At 52.9% G+C, this 19,153-nt stretch carries 20 protein-coding genes; 9 read left to right on the top strand and 11 right to left on the bottom strand.

The genetic code is table 11. The annotated features are described in order from the left end of the window. Positions 1–23: 23 nt before the first annotated feature. Both ACNRUY_RS10445 and ACNRUY_RS10440 read right to left on the bottom strand, forming a co-directional pair. Positions 24–752 (bottom strand): LrgB family protein, encoded by a 729-nt coding sequence (locus ACNRUY_RS10445; RefSeq protein ID WP_488111572.1) that lies wholly within the window; start codon positions 750–752, stop codon positions 24–26. Beyond that, the gene (locus ACNRUY_RS10440; protein ID WP_488111571.1) at positions 745–1,119 is read right to left on the bottom strand and encodes a CidA/LrgA family protein; all 375 of its coding nucleotides are present in this window, start codon (positions 1,117–1,119) and stop codon (positions 745–747) included. The genes ACNRUY_RS10445 and ACNRUY_RS10440 overlap by 8 nt, the downstream gene beginning before the upstream one ends. A gap of 110 nt (positions 1,120–1,229) precedes the next feature. Here ACNRUY_RS10440 and ACNRUY_RS10435 point away from each other — a divergent pair, with 110 nt between their 5' ends. The 8 genes from ACNRUY_RS10435 (at position 1,230) to ACNRUY_RS10400 (ending at position 11,121) form a co-directional block, all read left to right on the top strand. After that, entirely contained in the window at positions 1,230–2,999 is a 1,770-nt protein-coding gene (locus ACNRUY_RS10435; protein WP_488111570.1) for a chloride channel protein, read from the top strand. 211 nt (positions 3,000–3,210) lie between these two features. Then, positions 3,211–4,677, top strand: a complete 1,467-nt coding sequence (locus tag ACNRUY_RS10430; RefSeq protein WP_488111569.1) for a hypothetical protein — start codon at positions 3,211–3,213, stop codon at positions 4,675–4,677. Between the two features lie 150 nt (positions 4,678–4,827). Next, on the top strand, positions 4,828–5,247 hold the full coding sequence (gene hemJ, locus ACNRUY_RS10425) for a protoporphyrinogen oxidase HemJ (RefSeq protein ID WP_488111568.1): 420 nt from the start codon (positions 4,828–4,830) through the stop codon (positions 5,245–5,247). 154 nt (positions 5,248–5,401) lie between these two features. After that, a complete protein-coding gene (locus tag ACNRUY_RS10420) occupies positions 5,402–6,226 on the top strand; it encodes a DUF805 domain-containing protein (protein WP_488111567.1) in 825 nt (274 codons plus the stop codon). A gap of 268 nt (positions 6,227–6,494) precedes the next feature. Then, positions 6,495–7,685, top strand: coding sequence for an acetate kinase (locus tag ACNRUY_RS10415; protein WP_488111566.1), 1,191 nt, complete (start codon positions 6,495–6,497; stop codon positions 7,683–7,685). A gap of 193 nt (positions 7,686–7,878) precedes the next feature. Further along, a complete protein-coding gene (gene pta / locus ACNRUY_RS10410; RefSeq protein ID WP_488111565.1) occupies positions 7,879–9,975 on the top strand; it encodes a phosphate acetyltransferase in 2,097 nt (698 codons plus the stop codon). A 335-nt stretch (positions 9,976–10,310) separates the two neighbouring features. Beyond that, positions 10,311–10,589, top strand: coding sequence for a GDCCVxC domain-containing (seleno)protein (locus ACNRUY_RS10405; RefSeq protein ID WP_488111564.1), 279 nt, complete (start codon positions 10,311–10,313; stop codon positions 10,587–10,589). A 49-nt stretch (positions 10,590–10,638) separates the two neighbouring features. Continuing rightward, positions 10,639–11,121 carry a hypothetical protein gene (locus tag ACNRUY_RS10400; RefSeq protein ID WP_488111563.1) on the top strand — a complete coding sequence of 161 codons (483 nt, stop codon included), beginning with the start codon at positions 10,639–10,641 and terminating at the stop codon, positions 11,119–11,121. Between the two features lie 25 nt (positions 11,122–11,146). On the opposite strand, the gene ACNRUY_RS10395 is transcribed toward ACNRUY_RS10400, so the two are convergent. From ACNRUY_RS10395 to ACNRUY_RS10380, 4 genes are all read right to left on the bottom strand, one after another. Continuing rightward, positions 11,147–11,806: a YiaD family glycine zipper/OmpA-like lipoprotein gene (locus ACNRUY_RS10395; RefSeq protein ID WP_488111562.1), complete on the bottom strand. Its 660-nt coding sequence runs from the start codon at positions 11,804–11,806 to the stop codon at positions 11,147–11,149. A gap of 88 nt (positions 11,807–11,894) precedes the next feature. Then, the gene (locus tag ACNRUY_RS10390; protein WP_488111561.1) at positions 11,895–12,536 is read right to left on the bottom strand and encodes an MBL fold metallo-hydrolase; all 642 of its coding nucleotides are present in this window, start codon (positions 12,534–12,536) and stop codon (positions 11,895–11,897) included. Between the two features lie 51 nt (positions 12,537–12,587). Then, positions 12,588–13,193: a histidine phosphatase family protein gene (locus ACNRUY_RS10385; protein ID WP_488111560.1), complete on the bottom strand. Its 606-nt coding sequence runs from the start codon at positions 13,191–13,193 to the stop codon at positions 12,588–12,590. After that, positions 13,174–13,566: a hypothetical protein gene (locus tag ACNRUY_RS10380; RefSeq protein ID WP_488111559.1), complete on the bottom strand. Its 393-nt coding sequence runs from the start codon at positions 13,564–13,566 to the stop codon at positions 13,174–13,176. The genes ACNRUY_RS10385 and ACNRUY_RS10380 overlap by 20 nt, the downstream gene beginning before the upstream one ends. A 248-nt stretch (positions 13,567–13,814) precedes the next feature. Here ACNRUY_RS10380 and ACNRUY_RS10375 point away from each other — a divergent pair, with 248 nt between their 5' ends. Beyond that, positions 13,815–15,128, top strand: coding sequence for a dicarboxylate/amino acid:cation symporter (locus ACNRUY_RS10375; protein WP_488111558.1), 1,314 nt, complete (start codon positions 13,815–13,817; stop codon positions 15,126–15,128). Between the two features lie 4 nt (positions 15,129–15,132). On the opposite strand, the gene ACNRUY_RS10370 is transcribed toward ACNRUY_RS10375, so the two are convergent. From ACNRUY_RS10370 to ACNRUY_RS10350, 5 genes are all read right to left on the bottom strand, one after another. After that, the gene (locus tag ACNRUY_RS10370; protein WP_488111557.1) at positions 15,133–15,624 is read right to left on the bottom strand and encodes a 6,7-dimethyl-8-ribityllumazine synthase; all 492 of its coding nucleotides are present in this window, start codon (positions 15,622–15,624) and stop codon (positions 15,133–15,135) included. 176 nt (positions 15,625–15,800) lie between these two features. Next, entirely contained in the window at positions 15,801–17,093 is a 1,293-nt protein-coding gene (bioA, locus tag ACNRUY_RS10365) for an adenosylmethionine--8-amino-7-oxononanoate transaminase (protein WP_488111556.1), read from the bottom strand. A gap of 231 nt (positions 17,094–17,324) precedes the next feature. Continuing rightward, entirely contained in the window at positions 17,325–18,134 is an 810-nt protein-coding gene (locus tag ACNRUY_RS10360; protein ID WP_488111555.1) for a hypothetical protein, read from the bottom strand. Beyond that, positions 18,124–18,750, bottom strand: a complete 627-nt coding sequence (locus tag ACNRUY_RS10355; protein ID WP_488111554.1) for a tetratricopeptide repeat protein — start codon at positions 18,748–18,750, stop codon at positions 18,124–18,126. Before ACNRUY_RS10355 ends, ACNRUY_RS10360 begins: the two co-directional genes overlap by 11 nt. Further along, positions 18,740–19,153 (bottom strand): ISAs1 family transposase (locus ACNRUY_RS10350; RefSeq protein WP_488111553.1); only part of this gene is annotated, 414 nt, incomplete at its 5' end. The genes ACNRUY_RS10350 and ACNRUY_RS10355, both read right to left, overlap by 11 nt.

Genomic DNA, 19,153 nt, shown 5'->3' with positions numbered 1-19,153 from the left:
CCGATTGCCTCATTGGAAATGGCTTACAGAAACAAAGCGATCAGCCAGGGAACCATCAGCGGCATATAAATAGCCCCAAGGCACATACCCAGGCTGGCATAAACCCCCATGGTCAGATCAAGCTCAAATGCCCTGGCCGTTCCACTGGCATGGGCGTTGACCCCCATGGCAAAACCAATGACCCGGGGATCCCGAATACCCAGCTTTTGGCATAAGAAAGGCCCCACCAGTGAACCATAGACACCTGAAATAATCACTACCGCCGCCACCAGCGGAATAATAGCGCCGTATTCCTCCCCCATCACCAGAGCCACTGCAGTGGTCACCGCTTTGGTCGAAATGGCAAGCACCACATCGGGAGAACCACCAGCCAGTAAGGCCAGCCCCATTCCCAATGCTACCGCCAGTGCCCCCCCCATCAGCAGCGTGCCCAACAAAGGGCCTGCCAGCTGGCGCAGGTGGTGAAGCTGGCGGGACAGAGGGATGGCAAGCGCAACAGTAAAAGGCGCCAACAGCATCTTCAGCAATTCACTGTACTCGGTGTATAGATCAAGCTCCAGGGGAGAGTAGCGAATGATCAGGAACACCAGGAAACTACAGGTAAACAGGGGGTGCAGCCAGCCTTTCCGCCCCATCCGGATAAAAAACTTCTCCGCCAGAAGGTAGGCCCCAAGGTTGATCAGCAGAATCGTCAGGGGGTTGTTCAGTTGCTGGTGAAGTAAATCGAGAAACGGCATCATCCACTCATCCATTGTGACGCTCCTCAACAGGAAAAGCCTGCCCGGCCCTTTTCAGCAACCATTGCATCAACAGGGCCGTTAACACCAGAGAGACCGGAGTAGCCACCAGCATCGCCAGCGCAATCGGCAACCACTGGGACAACAGCAGATCCGTGAGAAAAAACATCCCCACACACCCGGGAATAAACAGTACCGCCAGATAACGGATGCAAAATTGGCTGACCTTATCCAGAGGCTCACTGATCTCCCCCCGCCACTGGATATAGACCACCAGCAGGATCAGTCCCACCACAGACCCGGGTACAGGTAAATTCAGTCCGTCACTTAACAGGTTACCGATCACGGTAAACAGCAATAGGGTGACTATTCCCGATAGCATAAGGTGGTATCTCCTGAAACAATCAGTGTGTTTTACCGCTAGAGAAGTGGAATGGCAATCCGGTAAACTTCGAACATCCACTTTCATAGCAATAGCGCAGGATGCCAGATTTGCTGAACAAACGCCTCCCTTCAAACCGACTGTCCATGCACCAGCTCCGGGTCCGACTGGCCCAGGCTGAAGCTCTGCCCCAACTTACTCTGATGGGGTTACTGACCGGACTGCTTGCCGGCGGACTATTGATTCTATTCCGGGAACTGGTCGTCTTTTTCAGTGAGGGCGCTCTACAGGTGTTCACTGAAACCGGTTTGGCTTCTCATCAGGAAGGGGTCGAAATTCTCTCCCCCGTGGCCCGGTTCCTCTCCCCCATTATGGGAGCCGTCTTACTGGCTCTGTTAATCAAAGCCAACCGCCCGGACCGGAGGTCGTTTGGCATTGCCCACGTCATTGAGCGACTGACGTTTAATCGGGGGCGTCTGCCTCTGGTCAGCACCATCACCCAGTTCTTGGGAGCCCTGGTGGCTTTATGCAGTGGTTTTTCCGTGGGCCGGGAAGGACCCGCCGTTCATATGGGAGCCGGCGCGGGCAGCTACCTTGGTCAGAAACTGAGGCTGCCGGAAAACACCCTGGGAGTCCTGGCGGGGTGTGGTGCGGCTGCGGCAATATCCGCCTCATTCAACACTCCCATGGCCGGTGTTATTTTCGCCATGGAAGTGGTGATGAAAGAATACTCCCTGGAAAGTTTTATTCCTGTTATGGCGGCCTCTGTGGCAGCATCGGTGCTTTCCCAGGTGGTCTACGGCCCTGACCCAGCATTTATCGTGCCTCCCATTCCCATGGCCTCCCTGGAAGAACTGGCTATCTCTGCCGTAGCCGCCATGGTCATTGGCACCCTGGCAGCGCTGTTTATCCAGATCAACCTGTTCGCCCTGCGCCAGCGCCGTCAGCAGGTGGTTCTACCAATAATGGCTGCCGGACTGCTCATGGGCATTGCCGGTTTTCTGGTGCCAGCCTCCATGGGGATTGGCTATGACACCATTGATGCATTACTGAACGGAACCGGACTGGATGTCGGTTTTCTGCTGCCTCTGCTGTTAATAAAACTGGTTATTACCGCTCTGGTCATAGGCTTTGGTGTACCAGGGGGCGTCATCGGCCCCTCACTGATGCTTGGGGCAACCGCTGGGACATTGGTTGCCATGGTGGCAAAACAGCTGTTGAACCTGCCCGATATCAATGTCACATTTCATGCCCTGACCGGTATGGTGGCCATGATGGCAGCCGTATTACAGGCGCCCCTGGCGGCACTGGTCACGGTGCTGGAACTGACCCATAACCCCCAGATTATTCTGCCTGCCATGCTGGCCATCATCATTGCCTGCCTGATGGCCAGCCAGCTGTTTCAGCAGCAGGGGATCTTCGCCATGCAATTCAAGGCCATGGGCAAACAGGTTCAGATATCCCCTCTGGCTCAGCTGCTTCATCGAACCGGCGTCGCCAGTCTGATGGAAAACCCGCTGGTGATCACCGGGCAATACATTACCCCGGAAGCCCTGGAACTTTGCGTGGCTAATCCGAAGCAGTGGCTGCTGATCCAGGAAGAGGGTCAAACCCGCCATATCCTCGCTTCGAGAAAACTGCCCCTTCAGCCTCCCCACCCGGATTCCAGCCCGGGCAGCCTGGACCTGTTGTCGGTATCCGACACAATCCCTGTCCATACCATCAGCATGCAGGCCACTCTCTATGACGCCCTGCAAATGATGAATCAACACCATGTGGATGCCTTGCTGGTTGAATCACTGCCGGGAAGAACTACAAAACCTGATGAATACTGTGGCGTGATCACACGCAGGGCCATCGAAGGTCACTATGAGCTTTGATCAACCATCCGACTATGAGCGAAGCATGCTCATGTAACAGTCCAGTGAAAATGGCTGAAACGCCAGAAGCATCCGGGTTTTACCCGTCCACCCAAGATGAACAATAAAAAGGCGGCTTGTGGCCGAAACAACATAAAGAACAAAAGGCGAATGGCATTACCGCGGGTAATGAGATACTCAGTTCGCCAGAGATCATCGAAGGGAAGGAATCATGTCGATCGATAAACCCGGCAGCTCATCACGACAGCATCTTGAGTTTGAAAACCCATCCAAGGCAGAAGGGGCTGAGGGCTCATCACCGGAACCCAGCCCTAACCCCACCAGCCCAAAAGGAATAAAGTTTTTTGGCAAGAATATATCCCTTACAAACCCCTTCAAAAGAAAGCCTCGCCCAGACAGCCCAAGCCTGGACTTCTCAAAACTGGAAAAAAAGAGAGTACGCCACCACTCATCCTCTGAAAGCCCTGGAATGACAATCAAGCATCAAATCCTCAGGCTGGCTGAAAAAAGGATCACTTTTGAGGAATTCACTGACTGGTATGATACTGAAATGAGCCGAGTAAAAGCGGAAGTAGACCTTTATTTCACTTTGACAAAGCTGACAACACTCATTGAGTCTCTGTCATTACCGGCTGAACCAACAGAAGAAGCTGACGTAACGTTTCAAAAAGAGATCACCCCCCTCCTGAACGAAGTGGTGACATTACAAGCTCACTTAGGCCTGCAAACAGAAGCCCCCCAAACAAAAAGCCTGCTATCCCCAACCACGCAATTTGAACAGCTACTAACTCTTTCTACCCCTGAGGAAAGCTCATCACCCCCTTCAGACCCAAGTCCTATGGAGCTTAACCCTTTTCAGAGGTTACAAGTTAACCCTGAGCAAATCATGGCACTGTACAAATCAACTGAACAGCAACAGCAGCTGCTTGAAAGCTCAAGACAATTAATACAAACCTGCCGGGCAAGAATTGAAGGGGATGGAAGGCAGATTCCAAAAAAGGAGTTGCCATCCGACTTTAAGAATGAATATTTCTATTCCATCTGCCCTGTTGATCCCACTGATATTGACCTTTTAAAAAAACTAAAGAAAGTGGAGCCCCAGTCATCAAAGGTGATAAACCAGCTTAAAGTGCTCGTCTGTGAGCCATTTATTATGAAGAGTCTTGAGGCTGATTCACTCGCCAACAGACACATCAGGGTGAGCCCAGCCAGAAAAGAGGAAGCAAGGCAGGCCCGTCGCCAGTGGTTAACGGATACTGACAAGCCCAAGCTTGATATGGCCGACACTATTCTCGGACGCCCCCAGTGCCTGAGGGAGGATCTCAACGGGCTAGTCCAAATGTGGACAGCCGAGAAAGAAAGCATGCCACCGCGCACTGCTAAATCCATTGAAAAAATACTGAAAGACGTCAACAAATTGCTTGAAGATGAGGATAAAAAAAGAGATCTCATCGCCGTCAACCTACTCGTTTTAGACGTTATGCAGAAAATACAAGACCTTCCCATGCCTCTGGCTCAAGAGCTAAAATCCTGGCCTGAGAAATACGCCACTTACATGATTGAGCAGCTCTCTGCCACTATGCCCTGGGAAACGACAGAAAAAACAGAGCCCCAGAGCAGCCAGACCAGGGAACCCCAGCCAGGTCCATCCAGATCCCCCCGGCAACCTAAACCCTGAAAACCGCCTGTCGTATTTTCATACCACTTTCGCTACCCTTGTATTTCGCCCCTGGATGAATGGAGGGAGGCATCATCCTTCTCCCCATTCTCCAGCATCAAAGAGCAGAACGACTTTACCTGTATAACAACCACAACCGGAACTCTCCTCATGCTCTGGATCAAGTCCTTTCATATCATCGCCATGGTCTGCTGGTTTGCTGCCCTGTTTTACCTGCCCAGGCTGTTTGTCTACCATGCCATGAGCGAAGACCCCATCAGCCGTGACCGTTTTATCATCATGGAGAGAAAGCTGATGCGAGGCATCGCCACTCCCTCCATGATTGCCACTATTGCTCTGGGGCTATGGCTGCTCCACTACCTTCCCGGCTATCTGAGCGCTGGCTGGATGCATGCCAAGCTTGCCCTGGTGGCCCTCACCCTGGTTTATCACCATATGTGTGCCCGATACATGAAACAGCTTGCCAACGGAACCAGTACCCACAGTCATAAATTCTTTCGGGTATTCAACGAAATACCGGTTATTTTTCTGGTGGGAAGCGTTATTCTGGTGGTCGTCAAACCTTTTTAGAAAGCATTTCATAGCAAGCATTGCATAGAAAACCTCCCCTGAACGGCCGATAATCCTCTTCAGGGGACTTGTCCGGAGCCTCTCCAAATGCCCATAGCGCAAATGCCTATAGCGCAAAAAAACCGCCACAAAATCGCCAAAGAGGCCAGCGAACATGGATGACACCTTTTACAAGCTGATCTTTCAGGGGAAAATCCAGCCGGGCTTCAAGGAGAAAGAGGTCCAGAAGAACCTGCAGGCGCTGCTGAAAGTGGATCAGGCCAAGATGAAAAGGCTGTTTTCCGGCGACCCCATTGTGCTTCGCAAAAACCTGCCTGAAGCCACAGTCCGTCATTATGAAAAGGCCCTGGTCAAGGCAGGGGCGCAGTGCCGGATCATTTCAGTAGCCGGCGATGAAGAGCTCTCCCCTGTTTCTCCTGAGGCTACACTTTCAACCTCTGAGGAGGTCCATCCCCCCATCTCCCCCCCTAAAGACAAAAGGGAAACCAGCCTCTTCCAGCGCCTGGGGAGGATTCGTTTTATTGCCCTGTGCTGGCTGGTGCTTCTCACTGGCCTGGCAGCCTGGTGGCTGCCGGACAAACTCTACTCACCTCTGTCTATCCTTCACAGAGGTCAGGTGCCCCTGACCCAGGCTGGGCTGGCAACACTGGCAGGGCTGATACTGTTTTTGATCACCGCATTACGCCTTCATGACATGAATCAAAGTGCCTGGCTAAGCCTGTTCCTGATCATCCCCGGGCTGAACCTGCTGTTTATCCTCTGGTTGTCTATTGCCAGAGGCACCCGTAACACCAATGGCTTTGGCCCCCAACCTTCAGAGGCAGGCAATCTGGCCCGGGTCTTTGGTCTCTGGCTGCCCCTGATGCTGTCCATTTCAGCAGCGGGTTATGGCTGGTTGTACCAGGACCAGTTACAACAACTCGCCAGTCATTTTCCGGACACTGTCATCCAATGGGATATACTGGGTTTTGAAGAGTAAAGCGGTCAGGTTCAGGCTAACATTGGTGAACAATTAACCACACTCACGCTACCTTATACGCATCAATACGCAGTCAAATGACGCAGGTCAATGGTTATAATATTTTTCTACCGCTTCTCTACATCCACAAGCCGTGATCATCAAGATGACCGGTTAAGGCCGTAGCTTTCGGCGATACTCTCTTCAATGCTCCCTTCTCGAGCCATTACCGAGCATCACCGGAAACGTTCGGTCGTTTTCACTGGTAAAAGCACTGGTAATAGGTTCTATGAGCAAAGACAGCGTTCTGGTTATTAACTGTGGCAGTTCTTCCCTGAAGTTTGCAGTGATCAACCCGAAAACCGAAGAGGAAAGCATCAATGGCATCGCCGAGCGCCTCGTCGGCAACGAAGCGTCCATCACCTGGAAGCTGAACGGTGAAAAGCAGACCCAGGATCTGGGTGCTGCCGGTCACGATGGTGCTATCGAAGCCCTGGTCGGCCTTCTGCGTGACAACAACCTGATGGACCGTATTGAAGCCATTGGCCACCGTGTGGTCAGTGGTGGTGAAAAGTTCACCGCGTCCATGCTGGTTACCGAAGAAGTCATCAAGGGCATTGAAGACTGCTGCACCCTGGCCCCTCTGCATAACCCGGCTCACCTCAAAGGCATTCATGCCGCTCTGAAGTTCTTCCCGGGCCTGCCCCAGTCTGTGGTATTTGATACCGCCTTCCACCAGACCATGCCTGCAGAAAACTATCTGTACGCTGTACCTTACAGCCTGTACAAAGAGCATGGCCTGCGTCGCTATGGCGCCCACGGCACCAGCCACCGCTTCGTCAGCCGCGCGGCTGCTGACATGCTGGGCCTGGATTATGAAAACAGCGCTATCCTGGTAGCTCACCTGGGTAATGGCGCCAGCGCCTGTGCCGTTAAGAATGGCAAGTCCATTGACACCACCATGGGCCTGACCCCTCTGGAAGGCCTGGTGATGGGCACCCGCTCCGGTGACATTGACCCCAACGTCTTCAGCTTCCTCAAGAAGCAGTGTGGCTACACCCTGGAAGAAATCACCGACATCCTGAACAAGAAGTCCGGCCTGCTGGGTCTGTCTGAAATGGATAACGACTGCCGCGTCATTGAAAATGCCGCCAGCGAAGGCAACGAGCGTGCCCAGCTGACCCTGGACATCTTCTGCAATGTCCTGGCCAAGAAACTGGCAGGCTATGCAGCCGAGCTGGGCAAAATTGATGCCCTGGTCTTCACCGGCGGTATCGGTGAAAACTCCAGCAACATCCGTAAAAATGTTCTGAAGCGCCTGGCCATCTTCGGCTTTGACATCGACGAAAAAGCCAATGAAGAAACCTTCCGCGGCAAGAGCGGCGTGATTACCAAAGAAGGCTCTACCGTAGCGATGGTGGTCGCCACTAACGAAGAGCTGATGATCGCCCGCGATACTGAAGCCCTGATCGCTCACTAAAGCCCCCATCCCCCTGAAAAGCGCAGGCTGTGCACTCAGCCTGTCTTTTTTCATGGAAAACAACGGGAGGTCATTGCCTCCTGTTGTTATATTTATAGGTAGCCACCCGGTCACAGCTCGCGCTTCTGCAGCCTTTTTCCTGCCGTTCGCCGCTGGCTTAACCGGAGCCTGACAATTGCTGGAAAGTCCCATCATGCGTACATTTTTCCTGGCCCCAACCCGCTACGGTGTCGGCCTCACCTCCGTTACCCTGGGTCTGGTTCGAGCCCTTGATAACCTTGGCCTGAGAGTCAAATTCTTCAAGCCTATCGCTCAGCTGCACGTGGGTGACAAGGGGCCTGAGCGCTCGACCAAGCTGGTTCAGAGAATCATGGACCATGAACCGCCAGCCCCCATCAGTTCACACCGGGCGGAAGACCTCCTGGGTGACAACAAAGGCGATGTACTGATGGAAGAGATCGTCGCCCTGTTTGACCAGGCCTCCCAGGACTGTGACGTCATCGTTGCAGAAGGCCTGGTGCCCACCCGGGATATGCCTTATGCCAACCGCCTGAACAGCGACATCGCCAAGACCATCAATGCCGATATCATTCTGGTCTCCGAGCCCGGCGAAGACTCCCTGGCGGACCTGGCGGACAAGCTGGAAATCGCTGCAGACAGCTTTGGCGGCATCAAAAACCCCAGAGTTGTGGGTTATGCCCTCAACAAACTGGACGCTGATAACGCCACCCGACTGAATAACGACGGGCACTTCCAGAGCCTGCCAGAGTTCACCCGCAAGCCGATCCAGCCTATCGGATACATCCCCTGGGACAGCCACCTGGCCTCTCCCCGGACCATGGACATTGCCGATTACCTGGACGCCGAAGTGCTTAACCGGGGTGAACTGGAAACCCGCCGGGTCACCTCTTACACCCTGAGTGCCCGTACTCCGGCCAACATGCTGCACCACCTGAAGCCGGGCAACCTGATGATCACCCCCGGGGATCGTGACGACATCATCCTGGCCACCTGCATGGCGGCTCTCAATGGTGTCCCCCTGGCCGGACTGTTGCTGACCAGCGGCATCAAGCCCGCCCCGGCAGTGATGGAGCTTTGCAACAAGGCCATCAGCACCGGCCTCCCGGTGATGCTGACCGACTCCGACTCGTACACCACTGCCACCAAGCTGGACCGTCGCCACAATGAACTCCCTGTGGATGATAATGCCCGGGTGGAAATGGTGATGGATACAGTGGCCGCCCACCTGAACACCGAGTGGCTGAAAGAGCACTGTGAAGAACTGGCCGAACGTCGTCTGTCTCCACCCGCTTTCCGCTACCAGCTGGTTCAACGTGCCCTGTCCGCCAACAAGCGTATTGTCCTGCCGGAAGGTGATGAGCCCCGTACCATTCAAGCTGCTGCCATCTGCCAGGAGCGTGGCATTGCCCAGTGCATTCTGCTGGGTAAGCGGACCGAGATTGAGCAAGTGGCCAAGGACAACGGCATCAGCCTGCCTGAAGGCTTGGTGATTATGGAGCCGGACAGCATCCGCAGCCGTTATGTGGAGCCTATGGTTGAGCTTCGCAAGCACAAAGGTCTGAGCGCCCCCATGGCGGACGCTCAGCTGGAAGACACCGTGGTTCTGGGCACCATGATGTTGGCCCTGAACGAAGTGGATGGCCTGGTTTCTGGTGCCGTTCACACCACCGCCAACACCATTCGCCCGGCTTTCCAGCTGGTGAAGCCGAAGAAAGAGTCCGGCGGGCTGGTCTCCTCCATCTTCTTCATGCTGCTGCCTGACCAGGTTCTGGTTTACGGTGACTGTGCCGTCAACCCGAACCCCAACGCAGAACAGCTGGCCAATATCGCCATCCAGAGCGCGGACTCCGCCCAGGCCTTTGGTATTGAGCCCCGCGTTGCCATGATCAGCTACAGCACCGGAACCTCCGGTATTGGTGCGGACGTCGAGAAGGTTCGTGAAGCCACTGAAATCGTCAAGGCCAAACGCCCGGACCTGGTGATCGACGGCCCTCTGCAATACGACGCTGCCTCTGTGGAGTCCGTTGCCAGAAGCAAGGCACCTGACAGTAACGTTGCCGGTCGTGCGACAGTGTTTGTATTCCCGGACCTGAACACCGGCAATACCACCTACAAAGCGGTTCAGCGCAGTGCTGATGTGATCAGTGTCGGCCCGATGCTTCAGGGTCTCAACAAGCCTGTCAATGACCTGTCCCGTGGCGCCCTGGTAGACGATATCGTTTACACCATCGCCCTGACGGCCATTCAGGCAGAAAACGACAAGGCCTGATACAGCGGTCTTTCCCCATGTGTGCTGGAAGGGTTCTCCTTCCAGCACCTCTCCTCCAGCCGTATAAAGCCCATTCGGGTGAACTTTTTCTTTTCCCCGTAGTCGAAACACTCCTGACCCACCTTCTTTTTCTTACCGACTGGTTTAAGGAAAACAGAAGGGATTAACTGTGTCGTATGCACCCCATAGGATTTACTGCCGTCGAACTACAAAACAAAACTGTCATCAAAGCTGAATAAAGTGAAATAAAGAACCCAGCCTGATGGTCGATATCTCAACCCTATGCCCCAATGAAAAACAAAAAAGAAGGCTCATGAAGAGCCAGGAGAAACACCATGTCTAAAACATCAAAAACAAATCATAACCCTGCTTCAACTTCTATTATCACCTGCCCGGACTGCCAGCACCATGCCGTAGAAGTGATGCCCCAGGACGCCTGCATATACCTTTACGAATGCCACAACTGCCAGAAACTGATTACTCCACAACAAGGGGACTGCTGCGTATTCTGCTCTCATGGCAATAACCCCTGCCCCACCTCCCAGAGGGACAAAAAAGCGTATGCGGCTATGCAACCACTGCGTCCGGTACTGGTGGCCGGAGGTAATGGCTAAGCCAGCGATAGAAATAGAATCCTTACCATATTAAACACCGGCCAGGACGATGACAGAAGAAAGAAAGCCTTACCCGGATAATGACCCTGTCACCTGCTTTCTCAGAGATAAGGGGTTTGAAATCACCGCCTACTATATGGGCAGTACTTCACTGCTGATTGGAGGGCGAGTCGAATATGATGGCTGTGAGATTATTTACCGGGTCGAGGAGGACGTGGTGATTCCGGTTATCTACCGACGGGTAGAGTCTGCACCGAAAGGGCTGAAAAACCGGTCCAGGTCCTTACTGTGGTTTATTGAGCGTCTGGCTTATGACATCCCCGAAATACGCTATGTAAGAGGCAATCTTGACTCCGTCCCCGCCAGGGACAACGACGGACTTTCCATCAAGAAGATGTACCGCTTTTGTTTTGAGCTATTGGGGGCAGAGCATGACCCGGAGCCAGGCTGGTATCGCATTGACCTGTCCAGGTATCAGTCTTTAAAGGCACGTCAGCGGGAAAAAGCCCGCCAACGCAAAGAGCAACCCTGAATACTAACCCAGTCAAAGGATCGTTTTATCTCTGGGGAGCCGGTCTCAGGTTGATTTCCACACGGCGGTTCAACGCTTTGCCCTCAGCGGTTTTATTGCTGCCAATAGGGTTCATTGCTCCCCGCCCAATTGCCGTAATCCGGGTGGGAGAGACCCCTTGGTAAACCAGGTAGTTGGCAACACTGTCCGCCCTCTCCTGGGAAAGCGGCAGGTTGATTTTGTCGCCTCCGGTACTGTCGGTATAACCCACCACCTCAATCAGGTTCTTATCGAACTCCTTAAACACTTTTGCCACAGAGCCAAGCACGGGATAAAACGCCGATTTTATATCCGCCTTGCTGGAGTCAAAGGTGATGTTAGAGGGCATGATCAGCTTGAGGTCGTTGCCCTGACGATACACCTGCACCCCGGTCCCCTGCAGCTCAGCTCTCAGTTTGGCTTCCTGACGGTCCGTATAATAACCATAACCCGCACCGGCCGCTCCGCCGATCACCGCACCTTTCAGAGCACCTTCACCACCATCGGCCAGGGCACCAATGGCTGCTCCCGCCAAGGCCCCACCCAACCCATACTTGGTCGATTTAGTGGTTTCCTGCTCACCGGTGTAAGGATTAGTTGTCTGACAGCCTGCCAGGAGAATTCCTGCTGACACCACTACCAGTGCCATTACTTTTTTCAACTGCATGATCGATTCCTTATTATCACTTAAAACACGTCGACGGCTGTTTCCGGTCAATATCAACTGCTTCTGTAAAAAGCGGAAGAAAAACAGCTCATCCTCGAATAATACTGTTTTCCCGGATCTCTTCACCGATGGTGGTGTCCGGACCATGCCCTGTGACAACCACGGCCTCTTCATCCAGAACATACAGACGCTGACGTATGGACTTCTCTATTGCCTTGTAATCACCACCCCACAGATCCGTACGGCCTATGGACCGGCGAAACAGGGTATCTCCGGCAATCAGCAAACCGTGCTTTTCAAACCAGAAGCACATGGAACCGGGTGTGTGGCCGGGTGTATGCATGGCCACTCCCTCACAACAGGGTAGCTCCTGATCGTCTTTCAGCCAATGATCCGGATCCGGAACCGGACGGTAGGGAACGCCAAACATACGACACTGCATTTCAAGATTATCCCAGAGAAACTTATCCCCCTCATGGAGATAGATCGGGGCCCCCGTTTGCTTTTTTATATCGCCACTGGCCAGAAAGTGATCAAGATGGGCATGGGTGTGTATTAACGCCACCACCTGGAGACCCAGTTCCCGAAGCCTGTCCATGATGATCTCCGGATCACCACCAGGGTCCACCACAAAGGCCTTGCGAGTGACCGGATCACCAATGATGGTGCAGTTGCATTGCAGGGGGCCGACAGGAAACGTCTGTCGGATAAAACCAGTTGGGTGTGTCATTGAGCCTTCACAATTGGGTCTGAGTCATCAGGCGATGATTTTAATATTTTTTTACCGAGAGGGCACTGAGATCATTTTGACCCCAGCCGTTGTCAGGCGTTCACCCCCACCTCCCAGATATTCCTGAATCAATAACAACGGCACCCCATGACTGACAATCACAATAAACTGATGCTCCAGATCCCATTGCTGGTCATTAAGCAATGACTCAACCAGTTCAATTACCCGTGCCTGCACCTGCTCCCGGCTCTCTCCCCCAAACCGTTCCGGATTGTCGGGAAACCAGAAGTCTTTGTCATTGTATTCCCGATAGCACTGCCCATCTCGCTCCCCGGCATCCACTTCTATCGCCCTGCTATCAATTTCGCGACAGGTCACAGGCAGCTTCAGGGTATCCATAAGGATTTCCGCCGTTTCCAGGGTTCTGGGCAACGGCGAAACAACCACCCGGCACACCGTGTTTTTATCCAGCCCTATCGCTTTTAAAGCTTCCGCAGACTGACGAACCTGCTGGCGCCCAGCCTCTGTTAACCGGGCAGGTGTATACCCCAGGTTGTTCGGGTTGCTGCTGTATACAGAGGCAATATTGTGTTCACCCTCACCATGGCGCATCAGTACAATACCACCCCGTTTCTCGTTACTTACAAGTCTTTTCATTCCAGTTCCTGACGTATTTATCTGTTATCTCCGACTTCCCCCTGCCCTCCTTGTTCCATACCCACTTTTCCACATCGTATTTTGATTTAACCGCCCTTAATAAAGGGTGGGGATTTCCCCGACAAGCAACACTGTTTCCCAGAAAACCTTTATTCGCTGGATAAGGAAATTCCCGTTCATGGCCATAGCCTTCATAGTCATCCACCTCCTCCCAGTCATCAATAAAAGAGACAGTAGTGCTTATTATTTTCCTGTCCCTTTTAAAAGTCGCATTATCGCCCCCCTTCCGGGCTTTGGTTCCAGTCCCCCGCCCCCCCTGCACCAGCGCAGACTGAAAAGCCCTTGATAACGTAAGTGACTTCAAAATAACCACGACGTCTCTCCTCTCAAACAAATCCCATATTGCAGGCTTGAAAGATGACGAAGTGTAGCTAAAAAACCCTTGGCCAGGCGTTCCAACAAACCACTGCTAACCACCACCATGGCCAAAAAACCAGAAGAAGCCCATGCTTTCCAGCATCATGGCCAGAAAGGACTATGCAAATACCAAACAGGCATAACAAGGTAAGGATAAAATGACTAATCTGAAGAACTAAGCCCATAGCAATAACTGATACGTCAATGTGCGAAAGCCATAACAGCCCTCACAAACAGCCTGTTCTCAGCAGTACCGTCATTTTGATACTGGCAGCCCTGCTGGGCCTGGTCTCCGGCTGGCTGAATATCAACGAACTCAACCAGGCCAGTCAGGTGATATCGGACTTGTTTATCCGCCTGTTAAAGCTGATCAGCCTGCCCATTATCTTTTTCTCCCTGCTTTCAACCCTGTCAGGGATGGGAGGGGTATCCGATGTCAAACGTCTTGGCGGCAGGGTGCTGAAATATACGCTGCTGACCACCTTGATCGCAGCCAGCGTTGCCCTGATGCTTTATATCAGCATTAATCCTGTCCGAACGACAGCCCCCCTGGGCAGCAGCATTAATGAACCGGTTCAGGCAACCGGCTACTGGTCTTACCTGCTGAGTGTCATTCCCTCCAGTTTTGTAGAGCCCTTTTACACCCACAATGTCATGGGTGTTCTGTTCCTTGCGCTGTTGCTGAGCGCAGCGATCATCTCCCTGAAAAAGGAACACAAAGCAGTATTGCACTCTCTGTTCGACAGCCTTTTCGCTGCGGTTATGAAAATGACCCAGTTTATTCTAAAGCTCATGCCCTTGGCGGTCTGGGCCTTCGTTACCCTGTTTGTCCATGACCTCCAGAATCAGGACATTCTCCAGGGGCTCGCCCTTTATCTGCTCTGTGTTCTGCTCGCGAACCTTCTTCAGGCCGCTGTCATCCTGCCATTGCTGCTTCGTTATAAAGGCCTTTCCCCCTGGCATGCTCTGCGCGCCATGTGGCCAGCCCTGACCGTGGCTTTTTTTGCAAAATCCTCCAGCGCGGCCCTGCCCTCTGCCGTGGACTGCGCCGAAAAAAGAATGGGAGTCCAGCATAAAGTGGCTCGTTTCAGCCTGCCCCTGTGCATTACCATCAATATGAACGCTTGCGCTGCTTTTATTCTGATTACCGTGCTGTTTGTCTCGCAAAGCAACGGAATGACCTACTCACCGTTGGAGCTGGTATCCTGGATTCTTATCGCCAGTATTGCCGCAATAGGTAATGCCGGGGTTCCCATGGGCTGCTATATGCTATCCAGTGCTTTTCTGGCAGCCATGGGCGTTCCTTTGCAGTTGCTGGTGGTGATACTGCCCTTCTATGCGTTCATCGATATGCTGGAAAGTGCCATAAACGTCTGGTCAGACTCCTGTGTAACGGCCATGGTCAATAAAGACCTGAGCTCCGCAGAACAGGCGGATAGAGTCTCTGATGACCGCTCTTATGAACTGGATAGAAAAACACCCACCAAAAATGGAACAGGCCAGAAAAGCAGCCAGTAATGCCCTACTGGCGGTGCCGGATCTCATGCAACCAATTCAACAACTCTGAGGTGGCAAAAACGGCCTCAACCCCTTTGTTAAGATGGTCATCACCCGAACGTTTTCTGGCATCGGCAATGTCCGTTACGCCGATGACTTCGTTGATAATGGGCTTGCCAAAGTGGTTGGTCACATCCCTGAACCCATTGACCACATTGTGGATAACGGATTCATCATGGCTGGTGATGCCCTGGAGGATGACGCCAAAGGCCAGAATAGCGCTCAGCGCCGGATCCTCCTCAAAGAGGACCCTGGCAGCAAATGGCAGTTCGAGAGACCCGGGCACATGGTGAATGGCAATATTGCCAGGCTGAACATCCAGAGCCAGCAACTCTCTTTCAGCCCGGGCAATCATTGCATCCACACACTCCCCATGCCAGCGACTGCCGATAATGGCCAGCCGGGCATGGGGGATTTTATGAAACTCACCCGGCTGTTTTGGAAGACCTGCACCCATTCGAGGCTCTCCTGAGATGACTGTCTGGAACACTCAAATGCCCATAGCGAAAGAAAAACAGTTTGCGCCCCCCAAAAAAAACGAGGAAGCAAACGGCTTTTCTCGACAATCAAGGTAGAAGGTAGACAGCTACAAGGATACTGGCAACTCTACCTACTCTCTCCTCGACGGTTTCCTCAACGACTTCCAACCCCATACACCACATTTCGAAGCCCACGGCATAATGTCTCCAGCTCCTCCTCACAGATCACATAAGGAGGCATCACATAGACCAGTTTGCCAAAAGGTCTGACCCAGACCCCTTCATTGACAAAACGGGGCTGAATCTCCGCCATCACTACCGGCTCTTTCATTTCGACCACACCGATGCCTCCCAGCACCCGGACATCGGCCACTCCAGGGAGTTCTGCACAGGGCATGAGGCCCTTCCGCAACCCCTTTTCAATCATCTCCAGCTGCGGCTGCCACTGACCCGTTTGCAGAATTCCGAGACTGGCATTACCTGCGGCACAGGCCAGAGGATTGGCCATAAAGGTCGGCCCATGCATAAAAGGCCCCTGTTCAGAAATGGTTTCGCTGACCCTTTCGGTACAAAGCGTTGCAGCCAGCGTCATGTACCCTCCGGTCAGGGCCTTGCCCACACACATGATATCCGGCACCACACCGGCATGTTCACAGGCAAAGAGCCTGCCGGTCCTGCCAAAGCCCGTAGCAATTTCATCGTGAATCAACAGCACTTCATAGTCATCACACAATTGCCTCAAACGCTTCAGGTAGTCGGGAGAATAGAAATACATCCCCCCCGCCCCCTGGACAACCGGCTCAACAATCACCCCGGCGACGCTGCCATTGAGCCGCTCCAGGCTTTCTTTCAATTCATGGATGTGGCACTCCTCAAAAGCTTCCCCATATCGGCATTGGGGGCGGGAAACAAAATGGTGTTGCGGCAGTATTCCGGTAAACCAGTGGTGCATCCCCCCCTCAGGATCACAGATGGACATCCCTCCCGTGGTATCCCCGTAATATCCCCCCCGGACAGTGAGCATTTTGTTTTTCTGGCTTTTCCCCAGGGATATCCAGTACTGCATGGCCATTTTGATCGCCACTTCCACGGCGACGGAACCGGAATCCGCAAAAAACACCGTCTGAATCGGCTCCGGTGTCATGGCTACCAGCTTGCGGGCCAGATCAATAGCCGGCTTGTGAGTTAGCCCGCCAAACATCACATGGGAGAACTCATCCACCTGCTGCTTCAGGGCCTGGTTCATCACCGGATGGTTGTACCCATGTACCGTGCACCACCAGGAGGACATCCCGTCAATCAGCCTGCGGCCATCATTCAGCTGGAGATAGACCCCTTCTGCCCCGGTGACCGGGAACATCTCAGCCCGCTTAACCGTGGTACTGTATGGATGCCAGATATGCCTGGCATCAAAGGCCAGGTCTTCCGGGGAAATCTGTAAACTCAAGTGATACTCCTGGTGAGCCGGGTTTCTTGGAATCGCCCTTTTGCTGTGGGAAAGGTAATCGGACGCAGGCTCAGGGGCAAGCTTTGGAAGGGCATTCACTCAGGTTGTTTGATGAGAGGAAGTGCAGCCTTCGTATCCTGACGTTACTGCCGTAAGACAAATCAAAGGCCTTTCACTTCCCTGATAGATGATTTATCACTGGCTCACCCCCATAAGCCAGCCAGAAAAAACTTACTGGACAGAACGTACCCCGGCTTCAGGCTCCGAAATCGACGACACTTCATCATCACGATCCACAATGGCTTGATTCAGCTCTGCTTCCCAGTTCACATCAGGAAGCTCATTCAGGGCGTGCCGGGCCAGCATGGCATCCACCACCTGCGCCGATTTTCTATTGGTCCAGAGCACATCGCCGCTCTCAGTACTGACCAGAGCGACTTCCAAAGCGGCGCCGGAAGAAGGGAGCACCGTTGTACTCCCCAGAAGAGCGGCCATCAGTACACTGGCGGCAAAATCCTTGGCCTGCATGCCCGAGGACTTTTCGAAACCATAATACTCCATTAGTAATACCGCTTCTGCGCCGGTTCGCTCTGCAATGGTATTGACCACTGGCCCCAGGGAGGCCTGGAATTGATTCTTGTTTTCCACCGTCACGGATTGACCGTTATAAAGGTCTTTTTCTGCCTGCTCCAGTGCTTCCAGGCTCTGGGTAACGGCATAGGCAAATTCATCATCTTCTGCCATGACTTTTTCAAAATCGAATTCCACCACTCGCAGCCCTTCCGCTGTCAATCGGGAAGCAGCAATGTCAGACAATCCCTTTTTTATCCCCCGCTCTTTATCAGTAAGCCGCTCATTTTCTCCGGTAAATACCACCAGCTCTATATTAACCTGGGGAGGGGCAATGACAACGGATTCAATGTCATTAGCCACACGGGAAAAATCCTGATGTTCTCTGACACTGGTGGTTGGTGTAGCGCAACCGGCCAGGATGGACAAAGTGCTGACCACCACAAGAAAGCGAAACAACTTAGACATCATTGTTAATATTCCTTTTTATTTTTTTCAGCAGGCTTTTGATGTACAGGGTATCTTTAATGGGCTTATGGCTATCCAGGTAACTCTTCAGAAACTGCTCCGCCTGTTGAGGCTCGTTCCTGGCCAGGTAGGTCAGCCCCAGCCCTTTTTTGGCCAGAATGTAATCCGGATCAAGGGCCAGGGAACGCTGATAATGGCTTAATGCTGTTTCATAGTGTTGACCGGACTGCTGGCTGAACTGTCGCTTCAATTGATCGTTGTTTTTTTTGTCGTAGAGCCAGGCATGCTCCCGGGCGGCGGCATTGGGATTATCCGCTCTCAGGCGAAAACTCTCCGCCAGATAATACTGCCATTGTGCCGACTCCCCGCCACTTTTTTCTTCAGCCTTTACGGCATCTTCCGCAAGCTCATAATGCTGCTGCCTCAATCTGAGCCGGATATTGTATTCAGTAATGCCACTTCGGAAAGACTCATAGCGCTCTGCTCGAACCAGCCCTCCCTGATTGTCGGCATACTCCCGGTTAATCATCTCTTTTGAATACTGGTAACGGGATTGACTGTCAGGATGACTGCTCCAGACAGAGCCTCCCTCCAGGGCAAAAACATGATCAAGAATCAATCAGTCCAAGCACTTTCATCATATAGTCTTCATCCCAGCCACAGGTTTTACGTTTGTTCTTGATACCAGCCTTCACTGAAGTATCAAGCTTGAGAAGGTTGAGTGTCACCTGTCGAACAACTGCCAGGTTCTCAGCAGCAAAGCCTTCCCTTGCCCTGCAACGGTCTTCATCGAAAGCAACGTCCAGAACCCAGTGCAACTGGTTCTCAACCAGCCAGTGCTGTCTGGTAGCCTGCAGAACCACTTCGGCACAAAGTTGGCGACTGGATACGAAGTAGCGGATCAGCGTGCTACCTTTGCCTTTCTTACAACTATCCAACTGAATAGCCGCTATGGTTTTCGCTCCCCATGCAGCAGCACTCGAGCCTTCTTTGATGTCATGGCTGACCCAGCAACGCCGGTG

The organism is Endozoicomonas sp. Z74, assembly GCF_057680865.1.
Note: the sequence above shows the minus strand (reverse complement) of the source record. Positions and strands in the feature narration are given on the sequence as shown.

Coding starts and splice junctions, on each gene's coding strand:
- pta (WP_488111565.1), top strand. CDS start 7,879: ATGCGTACATTTTTCCTGGCCCCAACCCGCTACGGTGTCGGCCTCACC.
- ACNRUY_RS10400 (WP_488111563.1), top strand. CDS start 10,639: ATGACAGAAGAAAGAAAGCCTTACCCGGATAATGACCCTGTCACCTGC.
- ACNRUY_RS10440 (WP_488111571.1), bottom strand. CDS start 1,119: ATGCTATCGGGAATAGTCACCCTATTGCTGTTTACCGTGATCGGTAAC.
- ACNRUY_RS10385 (WP_488111560.1), bottom strand. CDS start 13,193: ATGAAAAGACTTGTAAGTAACGAGAAACGGGGTGGTATTGTACTGATG.
- ACNRUY_RS10370 (WP_488111557.1), bottom strand. CDS start 15,624: ATGGGTGCAGGTCTTCCAAAACAGCCGGGTGAGTTTCATAAAATCCCC.
- ACNRUY_RS10395 (WP_488111562.1), bottom strand. CDS start 11,806: ATGCAGTTGAAAAAAGTAATGGCACTGGTAGTGGTGTCAGCAGGAATT.
- ACNRUY_RS10405 (WP_488111564.1), top strand. CDS start 10,311: ATGTCTAAAACATCAAAAACAAATCATAACCCTGCTTCAACTTCTATT.
- ACNRUY_RS10375 (WP_488111558.1), top strand. CDS start 13,815: ATGTGCGAAAGCCATAACAGCCCTCACAAACAGCCTGTTCTCAGCAGT.
- hemJ (WP_488111568.1), top strand. CDS start 4,828: ATGCTCTGGATCAAGTCCTTTCATATCATCGCCATGGTCTGCTGGTTT.
- ACNRUY_RS10390 (WP_488111561.1), bottom strand. CDS start 12,536: ATGACACACCCAACTGGTTTTATCCGACAGACGTTTCCTGTCGGCCCC.
- ACNRUY_RS10420 (WP_488111567.1), top strand. CDS start 5,402: ATGGATGACACCTTTTACAAGCTGATCTTTCAGGGGAAAATCCAGCCG.
- ACNRUY_RS10360 (WP_488111555.1), bottom strand. CDS start 18,134: ATGATGTCTAAGTTGTTTCGCTTTCTTGTGGTGGTCAGCACTTTGTCC.
- ACNRUY_RS10430 (WP_488111569.1), top strand. CDS start 3,211: ATGTCGATCGATAAACCCGGCAGCTCATCACGACAGCATCTTGAGTTT.
- ACNRUY_RS10445 (WP_488111572.1), bottom strand. CDS start 752: ATGGATGAGTGGATGATGCCGTTTCTCGATTTACTTCACCAGCAACTG.
- ACNRUY_RS10415 (WP_488111566.1), top strand. CDS start 6,495: ATGAGCAAAGACAGCGTTCTGGTTATTAACTGTGGCAGTTCTTCCCTG.